A 13245-nucleotide genomic window follows, 5' to 3' on the forward strand; every position below is an offset into this window, starting at 1 on the left:
GAAGTCGATCGCGGTGCCCGCCGCGTCGACCGTGGCCGCTTCGGGCAGCACGTAGGACACCAGCATGGTCGTCCCGTTCGGTTGCCGTTTGCCCAAGGTCACCGCGAACTCGACATCCGGATGGCGGCTCAGCGCGTCATCGATCTCGCCCAGTTCGACGCGGAAGCCACGAACCTTCACCTGGAAGTCGGAACGTCCGAGTACCTCGATGCCACCCGAACTCAGACGGCGGGCCAGATCGCCGGTTCGGTACATGCGCGACCCAGGACTACCGGCGTCACCGCCGAACGGGTTGGTCACGAAGCGTGCCGCGGTGAGACCTCGCCGGTCCAGATAACCCTGCGCCAGCGCGGGACCCGACAGATACAGCTCGCCGATCACGCCGGCCGGAGCCGGGCGCAAGCGGGAATCCAGCACGAACAAGCCGAATCCGGGTATCGCGCTGCCGATGGTGACCGTCTCACCCGGCACGAGCGGCGCGCTGCTGGTCGCGATGACGGTGGCCTCGGTGGGGCCGTAACCGTTGATCATCGCGCGGCCGTCACCGGCCCACCGGTGCACCAGGTGGGGGCCGAACCTGTCGCCGATGACCATGACGACGCGCAGGTCCGTCAGGCCCGCGGGGTCCACCGATTCCAGCGCACCGGGAGTGATGAGCATGTGCGTAACGCGTTCGCGCCGAAGCAGATCGGCGAGTTCGAACCCGCCGAACACCGTCGGCGGCGCGATGACCAGGGTGGATCCGGTGCCGAAGGCGAGCAGCAGTTCCAGCACCGACACGTCGAAGTTCGGCGAGCAGATGTGCATCACCCGCGAGCCTTCCGTGACGTCGTAGCGCTCGCGTTCGGACGCCACCATCGCGCCCAATCCGGAGTGGGTGACCACGACACCCTTGGGCCGGCCGGTCGAACCGGAGGTGAAGATGACATAGGCGGGGTGCTGCTCGGTGAGCAGCCGCACCCGATCGGTGTACGAGACGGGGTGCGCGGGCCACCGCTCGATTCGCTCCTGGTCTCGCGGATCGTCGAGTTCGATCCAGGGGAGGGAGGTGCCGAGCGCCTCGCGGTAGGCGGAAGTGGTCAGACCGAGCGCTGCTCCGGAATCGGACACCATGTAGGCGATCCGGTCGGGCGGATAGGTGGGATCGATCGGCACATAGGCGGCGCCCGTCTTGGCGATCGCCCACACCGACAGCACCGACTCGAGCGAGCGCCGTATGCCGATGGCCACCACGTCACCGGGGCCAAGTCCTCGGTCGATCAACTCCCGCGCCAGCCGAGACGACGATTCGTCGAGTTGCCGGTAGGTCAGCTGCACGGTGTCGGCGGGGTCACCGGTCGGAGAGAACCGGATCGCCACCGTGTCGGCGGCGGATTCGACCGCGGCGGTGAGCAGTTGCCCGAAGAGGGGAGCGCCGGAGCGGCGACGGCGATTTCCACGCGCAGAACGGCGATCCATCTTCATTCCCGTACTCTCTCCTTCAGGCGGCGCCGGTTCTCACACCGAACACCCTCGATCCGACCCACGACCTCGCTACTTGCTCGCAATGGTGTCGCAGACACGCCGGTAGTCCTCTCGCGAGAAGTCCAGAGTGCCTGCCCCCGCCCGGACAGTACACAGCCGGTGACCTGCCTACGGCACGGCATACGGCAGCGCCGGGCGAATTATGCTGCGTCTCACATCTTTCGCCGACCAGGCGCTCCAGTCCAGTGCCGCCGCACCCCCGCGGCCCTCGGCCCGCTCGCTCTCCGGCGCACGAGTCCCGGTCTCGGCGGCGCGGGTCCGCTCCGCTTGCTATTCCGAGAATGCAAGCGCGGCAAGCGATCTCGGTGACAATGATGGCGCATAGGCGGGTCGGCGGTCGTGTCCGGGACGGATGATTCCTCGGCTGTGCCGCGAGCGGTTGCCGTCCGCGGCATCAGGGGAATGTGCAAGCGGGACCGCCGCCGGAACTGTCGACGTACCCGGCGCGCAGCATGCGCAGCAATCGGCACAGCGCCTGGGTGGCGGATCCGGTCGACGCCGACCCGGTCTCCGCGATGGGCGCCTGCTGTTCGAGCGGCGCGGCGGACGCGGTCGGCAGCGGAGCGAGGAGTGTGGCCGTCACGAGGAGGCTCGTGGTGATCGCCTTCATGGGCACGAGTATTCGGCGAACTCCTGCGCGTCGCACGACCCCATTCATCGGGGCGCACCACATGCCGTCCGCGCGATCCCGCTGCGTGGGTGGCGCCGCTACCGCTGTCCCAGCGGATACAACGACCAGGCCGTCGCCTCGATCGGCACCGCCGCGGCGGGCCGGTCCATCCGGCTCGTCTTGGATCCTGTGGTGAATTCGGGATCGGTCCCCATGATGACGCGCCCTTCGTTGTTCACCAGCACCACTCGCCGCTCATATGCCCGGAAGCGTGGCAGCAGAATCTCCTCGATCGAGGCGACCGGGACGTCCGCACCGGCGATTCCGAGGAAAGTTCCCGAGGTGGTCGTGACCGGTACCGCGAAGGTGCAGACGTACTGATCGGTGCACGCGTAATCGAGACACGGCCCATGCGCCCAGCGGCGGCCCTGCGCTCGCGGTATCGCGAACCATTCCATTCCGGTGTAGTCGTAGAAGTATTCGCTGTCGGGATTCAATTCCAGCACCAGGCGCTGCGGCCTGCGCTGTGCGTCCAGCAACCACCACTCCAAGTACCGGGGGCGATCGGCGAGAATGCCGTCGGCCATCACTACGCCCGCGCTCTCGAGCAGCTTCCCGCGCCGTTCGAGTTCGCCGACGATGGTCTCGCGCAGAGGTGCCAAGTCGGCCGATCGGGGGGCGAGCTGTCGCTCTCCGGCCAAGTCTTCCCACAGTGTGGCCAGCTCGGACCCGATGATTCCCAGCGACTGGTAGATCTCCTCGGCCAGTTCTGTGACGGCCGAAGCGAGCGACTCGACGGTCACCGGGGCGGCATCTTCATCGGTGTCCCTCATCGATCAAGTGAGCTCCAAGCGAAGGGCTACGAGGCGGCGGATACGTGATTCGGTTTGTGATTCTGCCAGTTCTCTCGCCCGGGTATCGTCTTCTCTTTCGATCGCGTCCACCAAGTCACGGTGAGCGGTCGCTTCGGCTGCCGGATCAAGTTCCAGCCCGGGCAACCAGAGCAGTGCGGAGAGTTCGGCTTGCAGAGCGACCTGGGCACGGGTCAGCCGGGTGGATTGTGCGCACACCGCCATTTCGATATGAAAGCGGCTGTCGGCCCGGCGCGCCGAAATGGGTTCGCTGCTGCTCTCCAGCCGGTCGGCCAAGGACCGGAGCCGGGCGATATCGGCCCGCAGTCCGCGGCGTGCGGCGAATACGGCGGTCGCGCCGGTGACGGCGAAGTGTTCGTCTCCCAGATCGCGCAATTCCTGGATGCTCATCTGCTGCAACTTCACCAAGGACGTGCTCTCCAAGGCCTCCGCGGCGCCCTGGATGAAACTGCCACCGCCGCGTCCGCGCTTGGTGTGCACGATGCCGCGTTGCCGGAGGACGGCCAGCGCTTCCCGCAGGGTCATCGTCGACACGCCCAATTGGTTGGCCAGTTCGGTCTCACTCGGCAACTGCTGGCCGTCGACCATCAGGCCGAGGCCGATGGCGGCACACAGTCGCTGCACCACGGCCTCGGTTTTCGGACCGCCACCCTCGAGCGGTGACAGCACGGCGCCGAGAGCGGACAATCCGGCGCTCTCCCGCTTGGACAACGCGACTCCTCGATGGGATGTAGATCGATCCTAGTCAACGAACACTTGAAATATGAAGTCTGAGATTAGAGGTACCGGCCGGCGAATGCCCGGCGCGACACGGGGGCGAACGCACTCGAGCAGCGATAGTTGCGCCCCGGCATTGAACTATGACCTCTAATGTCTTATGTTAATTGTCGTGGAACTGGCCTCAGAGGCACCCGGACCCACGGGTGTCGCGATCGGAGCGGGATTTCTTCATGTCGGAGAGCCGGAGCAGTCATAGCGAGCGACCACGGTGGCGGGCCCGCCGTGGTGGGTCGGCGGCCGCCGAGACGACGGTGTTACGGCTGGTAGACCAAGAGGGCGAGCGCGCACGCGGCGCGCGGCGCCAAGGTGTCGGCGATGGATGACGTGCGCCATACGGAAGTCGACGGTGTACGGGTGACCTGGCGTTTCGTGCGGCACCATCTGATCGCGATCGTCGCCGTGGACAACACCTGCGATGCGTCGCCCGTCGTGTCCTTCAGTCCCGAGAACTACCCCGACCTAGCGGGGGCCCGAGAACTTTTCCCGGAGTTGGCGAGGCTGTGGGACGCGGTGCGCCGGGAGTTCTGGGCGAAACTCATCCCGCCGCTGCCCATGGCGACCGGGCAGCAGGCGTGGGCATGACGCCCGCCGAGCGGCAATGACTCGAGGCGGCGGCACGCCCGGCGATATCGCCGGGCGTGCCGCTCGGTACTACCCACACGGACCGGATCTCAGTCCCGCGTGATGGCCCCGTCCACGCGCCGCCAGATGCCGAGCGGGTTGTCCGCGCGGATCTCGTCGGCGAGAAGGTCATCGGGGACGTTCTGGTAGGCGACCGGGCGCAGGAAGCGCTCGATGGCGCGGCTGCCGACGGAGGTGGTCGCGGGCGCGCTGGTCGCGGGGAACGGGCCGCCGTGGACCACCGCGTGGCCGACCTCCACTCCGGTGGGCCAGCCGTCGAAGAGCACCCGGCCCGCGATCAGTTCGAGCTTGCCGAGCAGGGCTCCGGCGAGTTCGTGATCGGACGGCGCGGCCTGCACCGTCGCGGTGAGCTGGCCCTCGAGCTCGTCGACCAGGGCGGCGAACTGCTCCTCGCCGGTCACCCGGACGACGATCGAGGCGGGCCCGAACACTTCCTCTTGAAGGTCCCGGTCGGCCAGAAACCGCTCACCGGTGGTGACGAACAGCTGGGGCACGCCGGTGCACACGGCCCCGGTGTCGGTGCCCGTCGCGACCGTGCGCACCGCTTCGGTGGCGGCCAGGCGGCGTACACCGGTGGCGAACGCGGACGCGATGCCCGGGTTCAGCATCGGTGCACCGGAGGCGGCGGTGACCGCCGCGCTCGCCGCATCCACGAAGTCGTCGGCGCCCGGGCCGTCGGCCAGGAAGACCAGGCCGGGGCTGGTGCACAGTTGCCCGACGCCGGTGGTGAGCGAGGCGACGAATTCGGCGCCGAGCCGCGCGCCGCGCTCGGCCAGGGCCCCCGGCAGCACAAACACCGGATTGACGCTCGACATCTCGGCGAAGACCGGGATGGGCACAGGCCGCGCCGCGGCGGCCGCGACGAGCGCGAGCCCGGCCCGCCGCGAGCCGGTGAAGCCGACCGCCCGGATCCTTGGGTCGCGCACCAGCGCCGAGCCGGTGTCCACGCCGCCGTGGATCAGCGAGAAGGTGCCCTCGGGCAAGTCGTGTCCGCGTACAGCCGCGCGCACCGCCCGGCCCACCAGTTCGGAGGTGCCCGGATGCGCGGGGTGCGCCTTGACCACCACGGGCGCGCCCGCCGCCAGGGCGGAGGCGGTGTCGCCACCGGCCACCGAGAAGGCGAGGGGAAAGTTGCTCGCCGCGAACACCGCGACCGGCCCGAGCGGGATCCGGCGTTGCCGCAGATCGGGTTTCGGCAGCGGACTGCGCTGCGGGTCGGGCCGGTCCCAGCGGGCGCCGGTCCAGCTGCCCTCGCGCACCACTTCGGCGAAGAGCCGCAACTGGCCGGTGGTGCGGCCGATCTCTGAGCGCACCCGGGCCTCGGGCAGCCCGGTCTCGGCGATCACCCGGTCGACGAGGACATCGCCCAGCGCCTCGATCTCCCGCGCGATGCTCTCCAGGAACGCCGCGCGGAGGCCGAAGCCGGTGTGCCGGTAGGACTCGAAGGCAGCCGCGGCCAGTTCGGCGGCACGGGCGACCGTCGCGTCGTCGGCTTCGTGGTACACCGGGCCGAGGTCGGCGCCGGTCGCCGGGTCGGTCGCCTGGAACGGCCCGGCGGCGCCCGGGACGTCCGTGGCGCCCACCAGGTTGGCGCCGGTCGGAGTCGCGGCATCGGTGCGTGCGGCGGTCATCAGCTCACCTTCTTCACGAGGTCGGCCAGCTCGGCGAGTTCGACGTCGTCGAGGTCGGTCAACGGGCTGCGCACCGGGCCTGCCGGACGCCCGATCACCGTCATGCCCGCTTTGATGATGCTGACCGCATAGCCCGGCTTACGGTTGCGCAGGTCGCAATAGGGGATCACGAAGTCGTTCAGCGCGGTGCGCACGAACTCGGTGTCGCCGCCGCGCAGCGCCCGGTAGAAGGCGAGCGCGAATTCCGGAACGAAGTTGTAGATCGCCGAGGAGTAGGTCGTCACGCCGAGGGCCAGGTACGGCAGGGCGAACATCTCCGCGGTCGGCAGGCCGCCCACGTAGGTGAGTCGGTCGCCCAGGGCGGCGTAGATGCGGGTCATCTGCTCGATGTTGCCGATGCCGTCCTTGAATCCGATCAGATTCGGGCAACGGTCGGCGAGTTCGGCGACGGCGGTCTCGGTGTAGGCGGCATTGGCCCGCGAGTAGATGATCACGCCGAGGTCGGTGGCCGCGCACACCTGCCGGACATGGGCGACCAGTCCTTCCTGGCTCGCCTCGGTGAGATACGGCGGCAGCAGCAGGATTCCGTGCGCACCCGCCCGTTGCGCCGCCCGCGCCATCTCCACCGCGGTGGCCGTGCCGTACCCGGCGGGTGCGATGACCGGCAGTCCCTCCGGCGCTTCGGCTACCGCGGCGGAGACCACCTGCTCCACCTCGGCGAGGGTGAGGGAGAAGAACTCGCCGGTGCCGCCCGCGGCGAAGAGTCCGGACGCGTCGTAGCCGCCGAGCCAGGCGATGTTCTCCCGATAGGCGGCCTCGTCGAACGAGCCGTCGGCGCGCAGATGGGTGACCGGAAAGGACAACAGTCCGGAGCCGAGCTTCCGGGCGATGTCCTGCGGTGCGGCAGTGGTCATGGTGGCTCTCCTGTTCGATGGGCCGGCTGAGCCCACCCTAGGAACGATTTATGATTCACGTCCAACACTGTTTGCATATCTTTCAATACAAGGTCGGTATCGAATGTTCACCTTCGTGCAGCTCACCCACTTCGTTGCCGTCGCCGAGGAACTGCACTTCGGGCGCGCGGCAGAGCGGCTCCGGATGACGCAGCCGCCGCTGAGCAGGCAGATCCAGCTGCTGGAGAAGGAGGTGGGTGCGGAACTCTTCGATCGTGCCAATCGCACGGTCCGCCTCACCCGCGCCGGTCAGGCCTTCCTGGTGGACGCGCGCCGGCTGTTGCAGCAGGCCGAGCGCGCGGCGCTGGCGGTGCGCCGGGTGTCCGCGGGCACCGGCGGTGTGCTGCGGGTGGGTTTCACCGGCGCCAGCGTGCATTCCGGCCTGCCCCTGGTGCTGTCGACCGCGCGTTCGCTGCTGCCGGATGTCGATGTGGAACTGCGCGAGCTGGTGACGATGGACCAGGTGGAGGCGCTCTCGGAGGGATCGCTGGATCTGGGCATGGTGCGCCCGCCGATCACCCGGCCCGATCTGGCCACCCGCACCTTCGTGCGCGAGGGCCTGATCGCCGCGTTGCCCGGTGGTCATCCGCTCGCCGGCTCGGCCGACCCCTTGCCGGTCACGGCATTGCACGGCGCGGACATGGTCATGCACGCCCCGGTCGAAGCACGCTACTTCCACCAACTGGTGACCAGCGTGCTGCACGCCGCGGCGGTGGTGCCGGTGGTGACCCAGTACATGACCCAGGTGCACAGCATCCTCGCCCTGGTCGACCTGGATTGGGGCGTGGCGCTGGTGCCCGAGTCGGCGGCGGGCATGCGGTTCGACAACGTCCGGTATCGACCACTGGCCGGCGTCGCCAGGGTGGTTGAACTCGATCTCGTCTGGCCGCAGGACCACGAGAACCCGGCGCTGGCCCGCCTGCTCTCGGGGCTGGCGCAACAGGCCGGAACGCCATCCGATACCTTTCCTGTATCGATTCATCCGTAAATGGTGTTGGACGGGAATCGTGCCTGCTCTCTAAGTTCGGTGCTGTGAGGCGAGTCACTCGCCCCGAAGATCTCTTTCCCACAGCACCGTGGAGCGCGGTGGTGGTTCGACCGAAAGGAGTGGACGATGTCGTTCACTCGGCAGCCGACTGCGGAACTGGATGCGGCCGTATCGAAATTCTTTCGACGCGTCGTCCCGCTGTTCATCGTCATGTTGATCTGCAACCAGATAAACCGATCCAATATCGGCTACGCCCGCGAGTATCTCGAAGCGGACGTCGGCATCGGCGCCGCCGCGTACGGGTTCGGCGCGGGCGTGTTCTTCATCGCCTACGCGCTGTTCGAATTGCCGAGCAACGTGATGATGGAAAAGTTCGGGGCGCGGCTCTGGCTCACTCGGATCATGGTCAGCTGGGGGCTGATCTCGGCGGCGATGATGGTCGTACAGAACGCAACGATGTTCTACGTCCTGCGCTTCCTGCTCGGTGCCGCGGAGGCGGGATTCTTCCCCGCGGTGATCTTCTACCTGGCCAAATGGCTGCCCAATAGCCACCGCGGCCGCGCCACCGCACTGTTCGTCGCCGGGTCGTCGATCGCGGCCGCGATCTCCGGGCCACTGTCCGGTCCGTTGCTCTCGCTAGACGGCGGCGCGGGTCTGCACGGCTGGCAATGGATGTTCGGCCTCGAGGGAATGGTCTCGGTGATCGTCGGCTGTATCGCCTTCTTCTTTCTGGATTCCCGGATCGAAGACGCGAAATGGCTGACCGCGGGGGAGCGGAAAGCGCTGAGCGAAACCATCGCCGACGAGGAGATCGACAAGGCCGTCAATTCGGGTGTCGCGCACAAAGCGTCGCGCTGGCGCATGCTCGCCGATCCGAAGCTGCTGCTCTTCTGCTGGATCTACTTCGCCATCCAGCTCTCCATCTACGCCAACACGTTCTGGCTGCCCTCGATCGTCCGCCGCATCGACGGCGTGAACGACATCACCGTCGGCCTGCTCGCCTCCCTGCCGTGGATCTGCGCCGTGGTCGCCATGTACGTCTCGGCCCGGATCGGTGACCGCACCGGCAACCGGCGGCCGCTGCTGATCATCGCGCTGCTCACCGCGGCTGTCGGCACCTATCTGGCCGCGATCACCTCGCCGTGGCTCGCCCTGGTGTTCCTGTGCGTGGCGGCGATGGGCTTCAAGAGCGCGAGCCCGCTGTTCTGGTCCATCCCGCAGTCGGGACTGCACCCGCTGGTCCTGGCGCCGGCCATCGCCATCATCAACTCCCTCGGAAACCTCGGCGGCTTCGTCGCGCCCTACGGCTTCGGTCTGGTGAAGTCGGCCACCGGCGAGGTCACCTGGGGTCTGTACGCGCTGGCCGCCGCCTCGGTGCTCGCCGCGGCCTCGGTGCTGCTGCTGCGTGGTGCGCGCCCCACCGCCGCCGACTCCGGTTCCCCCGCCGATCCCACCGGCGCCGCCGCCGATCGTGAACCGGTCGCCTTCCCGAACGCCCTTGCCGCTACCACCTCGGAGAATCGGTCATGACATCCTCGCCGCGCACTCCGCGCGTCACCGGCATGCGCGTCGTGCCGATCGCGGGCCACGACAGCATGCTGCTCAATCTCAGCGGCGCGCACGCGCCCTACTTCACCCGCAACCTGGTGATCCTCACCGATTCCGAGGGACGCACCGGAGTGGGCGAGGTGCCCGGCGGTGAACGCATCCGCGCCACACTCACCGACGCCGGGGAAATGGTGCTCGGCCGCTCCATCGGCGACTACCACGCCGTGCTCGGCGACATCCGCCGCACCTTCGCCGGTCGCGACGCCGGCGGGCGCGGCAGTCAGACGTTCGACCTGCGGGTCACCGTGCACGCGGTCACCGCAGTGGAATCCGCGCTGCTGGACCTGCTCGGACAGCACTTGGAGGTGCCGGTGGCCGCACTACTCGGCGACGGCGTGCAGCGCACCGCGGTGCCGGTGCTCGGTTACCTATTCTTCGTTGGCGACCGCACCCGCACCGACCTGCCCTATCGATCCGCCGCCGACGAGCCCGCCGCCGCCGACACCTGGCAGCGGCTGCGGCACGAGGCGGCACTCACTCCGGACGCCGTGGTCGCGCTCGCCCGCGCCGCCCGCGAGCGCTACGGCTTCCGGGACTTCAAACTCAAGGGCGGGGTACTGGCCGGGCGGGAGGAAGCCGCCGCCGTCCGCGCGCTCGCCGAGGAGTTCCCGGACGCGCGGATCACCCTGGACCCCAACGGCGGGTGGCTGCTGAGCGAGGCCGTGGAACTGTGCCGCGGACTCACCGATGTTCTCGCCTACGCCGAAGACCCGGTGGGTCCGGAGGGTTCCTACTCCGGTCGCGAGGTCATGGCGGAATTCAAGCGGGCGACCGGTCTGCCCACCGCCACCAACATGATCGCCACCGACTGGCGCGAACTCGGCCACACCGTGCGCGCGGGCGCGGTCGACATCCCGCTCGCCGACCCGCATTTCTGGACCATGGCGGGCTCGGTCCGCGTCGCCCAGTTGTGCGACGCGTGGGGGCTGACCTGGGGCTCGCACTCCAACAACCACTTCGATGTCTCCCTGGCGATGTTCACTCACGTCGCCGCGGCCGCCCCCGGCACCATCACCGCCATCGACACTCATTGGATCTGGCAGGACGGCCAGCGCATCACCCGCGACCCCTACCGCATCGCCGACGGCATGCTCACCTTGCCCGCGCGCCCGGGACTCGGCGTCGAGCTCGATGACGAGCGGATCGCGGCCGCCAACGAGCTCTACCACCGGGCCGGCCTCGGCGATCGCGACGACGCCGCGACCATGCAGTACCTCGTGCCGGGCTGGCGCTTCGACAGCAAGCGACCGGCGCTGGTGCGCTGAACTCGGCGCAGGGCCGCTCGGACACCGGATGTGAGGGGGTGTCCGAGCGGCCCTGCCGCGTCCGTCGAATCCCCTTGACGAACATGTGTTTGGAACCACGGCGAGGAGGCATTACCCCAGCGGACAAGCTCGACAAGGAGGTTCGGATGTCGGCTGGAGTATGGGCAATCATTGTCGTCATCGCCATTGTCGTCGTCGTGGCCATCATCGCCTTGCTGGTGTGGCCCGCGCTGCGCAGGCAGCGACTACGGCGCCGGTTCGGCCCGGAATACGACCGGACGGTCCAGGAACTCGAGGACCGCAAGACCGCCGAGCGGGAACTCGCCGAGCGCGAACGCAGGCACTCGCAGTTGCGGTTGCGCGATCTCTCGGACGACGAGAAACGGGTCTATTCCACCCGCTGGGTAGAGGTGCAGGAACGATTCATCGACGACCCCGCCGGGGCGCTGACCGAAGCCGACCGCCTCGTCACCACGATCATGTCGGAGCGCGGCTACCCCACGGAGAACTACGAGCAGCAGCTGGCGGATCTCTCCGTGGAGCACGCCGAGCCGCTGGGCCATTATCGCGCCGCGCACGATATCGCGACTCGGCCCGCGGGCGCCGCGGTGTCCACCGAGGATCGTCGCACGGCCATCGTGCACTACCGGGAACTGTTCGAAGACCTGGTCGGAGTGACCGATCAGGGGAAGAGGGACGTGAAATAATGAGTACCGAGTCCGAACGGCGGCCGTACAGCGTCGAGGCGGAAGGGGAGTCGGCGGCAGCGGGGGAAACCCGCGCCGAGTCGCAGTACGACATGTCCGGTGAGGCCGAGCGTCGTCACGAAGCAGGCACCGTGGGCGAATCCGCCGCAACGCGCCAGGATGCGGAGCGGACGGCGAACCCTGATCTGATCGACGAGGACGGACGCGCACGGACCACCGATGTCGCGTCCGAGCCGAATCGGCCCGGTCCCGTGGGCCAGGAAGCGGAGTCGGTCCGCGGGAACGCTCCGGCAGGACAGCACGCCACCCACGCCGAACTCGGCGACGATGCCGAGCGCGGCAGCATCGGGACGGCCGAGCAAGCCGCTTCACGCGACTCGGGTACCGGCTCGGGCGTCACGCCGACCGCTGCCCCCTCGGCCCAAGACCAGCCCGCGCCGCTGTTCGCCGACACCGACCTGGATCGCCTGCGCACCCAGTGGCGGGAGGCCCAGGTGACCTTCGTCGACGATCCGAGCGACGCCGTCGCCCGTGCGGACACACTGCTCAGCGACATCATCGACCAGATCACCGCCACCTACCAGCAGCGCAAACGCGAACTGGACGAGCGGCGCGGCGACACGTCCGACACCGAGGGGCTGCGGCAGGCGCTGCGCGGGTACCGGGCGTTCTTCGACCAGCTGCTCTCGATCGGCGGCTAGTCACGGAAGTCGTTGCCCATGAGTGTCTTGCGACTGGCCGGCGGAACGGTCGATCACGCGACGAACTGGGTCGCCCGGCAAGTGAAAGCGCGGGTTCCCACCGCGGACCCCTCCGACCGTGACCCGAAGTTCATCGCGGACACCATGGGCCTCGGCTGGCTGCTGGTGCGCCTCTACTTCCGGGCGGAGGTGCGCGGCCTGGAGCGGATTCCCGAGCAGGGGCCGGTGTTGCTGGTGAGCAACCACTCGGGCGGGAACGTTTCGCCGGAGGTGCTGGTGACGACCCTGGCCTTCGTCCGCCGTTTCGGCCCGCACCGGCCCTTCTTCCAGCTCGCCCACGACATGGTGATGGCCTACCCGGTGATCGGCTCGTTGCTGCGCCGCTTCGGCACGGTGAACGCGGACCCGGGCAACGCCGAGCAGGCGCTGCGCGACGGCGCCGCGGTGCTGGTCTACCCCGGCGGCGACTGGGAGGTGCACCGCCCGACCTGGGAGGAGGACCGCGTCGACTTCGCCGGTCGCACCGGTTTTCTCCGTCTGGCTTGGAACGAGCGGGTGCCGATCGTGCCGGTGGTGAACATCGGTGCGCAGCAGACCCAGCTGGTGCTCACCCGCGGGGACCGGATCGCGCGCCTGTTGCGGCTGGACCGCATGCTGCGGCTGAAGGTGTTCCCCATTTCGATCGCTCTTCCGTGGGGGCTCGACGTCGGTGACCTCGCCGGGCATCTGCCGTTGCCCAGCAAGATCACCGTCGAGTTCCTGGACCCGATCGATCTGCGGGCGGTGTCGGGTCCCGAGCTCGATCCGAAGGCGGCCTACCAGCACGTCACCGGGATCATGCAAGAGGCGCTGACCAGGCTGGACGAGGAACGCAACCTGCCGATCGTCGGCTGAACGGAACCGTTCGCGCCATTCGCGGCCCCTGGCGACGCCTTTCGTGGTACCGTTCGTAACATATATTCCT

Annotated in this window: 13 protein-coding genes; 7 read left to right on the forward strand and 6 right to left on the reverse strand. The window is 68.5% G+C overall.

Features of this window, described 5'->3' with window-relative positions:
• The 4 genes from ON29_RS31860 to ON29_RS31875 all read right to left on the reverse strand — a co-directional run.
• On the reverse strand, positions 1–1464 hold a 1464-nt coding region (locus tag ON29_RS31860; protein WP_040871934.1), incomplete at its 3' end, for an amino acid adenylation domain-containing protein.
• A gap of 454 nt (positions 1465–1918) precedes the next feature.
• A complete protein-coding gene (locus ON29_RS31865) occupies positions 1919–2134 on the reverse strand; it encodes a hypothetical protein (RefSeq protein ID WP_040871935.1) in 216 nt (71 codons plus the stop codon).
• Positions 2135–2232: 98 nt separating this feature from the next.
• Complete coding sequence (locus tag ON29_RS34195) at positions 2233–2967, reverse strand: PDC sensor domain-containing protein (protein ID WP_157172982.1); 735 nt, start codon at positions 2965–2967, stop codon at positions 2233–2235.
• Between the two features lie 3 nt (positions 2968–2970).
• A complete protein-coding gene (locus ON29_RS31875; RefSeq protein ID WP_051175834.1) occupies positions 2971–3717 on the reverse strand; it encodes a FadR/GntR family transcriptional regulator in 747 nt (248 codons plus the stop codon).
• A gap of 384 nt (positions 3718–4101) precedes the next feature.
• Here ON29_RS31875 and ON29_RS31880 point away from each other — a divergent pair, with 384 nt between their 5' ends.
• Positions 4102–4368 (forward strand): hypothetical protein, encoded by a 267-nt coding sequence (locus ON29_RS31880; protein ID WP_040871936.1) that lies wholly within the window; start codon positions 4102–4104, stop codon positions 4366–4368.
• Between the two features lie 89 nt (positions 4369–4457).
• On the opposite strand, the gene ON29_RS31885 is transcribed toward ON29_RS31880, so the two are convergent.
• Entirely contained in the window at positions 4458–6059 is a 1602-nt protein-coding gene (locus ON29_RS31885) for an aldehyde dehydrogenase (NADP(+)) (protein WP_040871937.1), read from the reverse strand.
• Complete coding sequence (gene kdgD / locus ON29_RS31890) at positions 6059–6973, reverse strand: 5-dehydro-4-deoxyglucarate dehydratase (RefSeq protein ID WP_040871938.1); 915 nt, start codon at positions 6971–6973, stop codon at positions 6059–6061. Before kdgD ends, ON29_RS31885 begins: the two co-directional genes overlap by 1 nt.
• 103 nt (positions 6974–7076) lie before the next feature.
• Here kdgD and ON29_RS31895 point away from each other — a divergent pair, with 103 nt between their 5' ends.
• The 6 genes from ON29_RS31895 (at position 7077) to ON29_RS31920 (ending at position 13175) form a co-directional block, all read left to right on the forward strand.
• The gene (locus ON29_RS31895; protein ID WP_040871939.1) at positions 7077–8000 is read left to right on the forward strand and encodes a LysR substrate-binding domain-containing protein; all 924 of its coding nucleotides are present in this window, start codon (positions 7077–7079) and stop codon (positions 7998–8000) included.
• A 126-nt stretch (positions 8001–8126) separates the two neighbouring features.
• Entirely contained in the window at positions 8127–9530 is a 1404-nt protein-coding gene (locus tag ON29_RS31900; protein ID WP_040871940.1) for an MFS transporter, read from the forward strand.
• Positions 9527–10873, forward strand: a complete 1347-nt coding sequence (gudD, locus tag ON29_RS31905; RefSeq protein ID WP_040871941.1) for a glucarate dehydratase — start codon at positions 9527–9529, stop codon at positions 10871–10873. Before ON29_RS31900 ends, gudD begins: the two co-directional genes overlap by 4 nt.
• Positions 10874–11019: 146 nt before the next feature.
• Entirely contained in the window at positions 11020–11580 is a 561-nt protein-coding gene (locus ON29_RS31910) for a hypothetical protein (protein ID WP_040871942.1), read from the forward strand.
• Complete coding sequence (locus tag ON29_RS34200) at positions 11580–12281, forward strand: hypothetical protein (protein ID WP_051175835.1); 702 nt, start codon at positions 11580–11582, stop codon at positions 12279–12281. The genes ON29_RS31910 and ON29_RS34200 overlap by 1 nt, the downstream gene beginning before the upstream one ends.
• 18 nt (positions 12282–12299) lie before the next feature.
• On the forward strand, positions 12300–13175 hold the full coding sequence (locus tag ON29_RS31920) for a lysophospholipid acyltransferase family protein (protein WP_051175836.1): 876 nt from the start codon (positions 12300–12302) through the stop codon (positions 13173–13175).
• The last annotated feature ends 70 nt before the right edge of the window (positions 13176–13245 follow it).

Origin of the sequence: Nocardia exalbida NBRC 100660, assembly GCF_000308575.1 — a bacterium.
Taxonomy (GTDB): Bacteria; Actinomycetota; Actinomycetes; order Mycobacteriales; family Mycobacteriaceae; genus Nocardia; species Nocardia exalbida.

What these genes read in the sequence shown, in the direction of transcription:
- ON29_RS31865 (WP_040871935.1), bottom strand. Translation starts at nt 2,134, where the DNA reads ATGAAGGCGATCACCACGAGCCTCCTCGTGACGGCCACACTCCTCGCT.
- ON29_RS34195 (WP_157172982.1), bottom strand. Translation starts at nt 2,967, where the DNA reads ATGAGGGACACCGATGAAGATGCCGCCCCGGTGACCGTCGAGTCGCTC.
- ON29_RS31880 (WP_040871936.1), top strand. Translation starts at nt 4,102, where the DNA reads ATGGATGACGTGCGCCATACGGAAGTCGACGGTGTACGGGTGACCTGG.
- ON29_RS31885 (WP_040871937.1), bottom strand. Translation starts at nt 6,059, where the DNA reads ATGACCGCCGCACGCACCGATGCCGCGACTCCGACCGGCGCCAACCTG.
- kdgD (WP_040871938.1), bottom strand. Translation starts at nt 6,973, where the DNA reads ATGACCACTGCCGCACCGCAGGACATCGCCCGGAAGCTCGGCTCCGGA.
- ON29_RS31895 (WP_040871939.1), top strand. Translation starts at nt 7,077, where the DNA reads ATGTTCACCTTCGTGCAGCTCACCCACTTCGTTGCCGTCGCCGAGGAA.
- ON29_RS31900 (WP_040871940.1), top strand. Translation starts at nt 8,127, where the DNA reads ATGTCGTTCACTCGGCAGCCGACTGCGGAACTGGATGCGGCCGTATCG.
- gudD (WP_040871941.1), top strand. Translation starts at nt 9,527, where the DNA reads ATGACATCCTCGCCGCGCACTCCGCGCGTCACCGGCATGCGCGTCGTG.
- ON29_RS31910 (WP_040871942.1), top strand. Translation starts at nt 11,020, where the DNA reads ATGTCGGCTGGAGTATGGGCAATCATTGTCGTCATCGCCATTGTCGTC.
- ON29_RS34200 (WP_051175835.1), top strand. Translation starts at nt 11,580, where the DNA reads ATGAGTACCGAGTCCGAACGGCGGCCGTACAGCGTCGAGGCGGAAGGG.
- ON29_RS31920 (WP_051175836.1), top strand. Translation starts at nt 12,300, where the DNA reads ATGAGTGTCTTGCGACTGGCCGGCGGAACGGTCGATCACGCGACGAAC.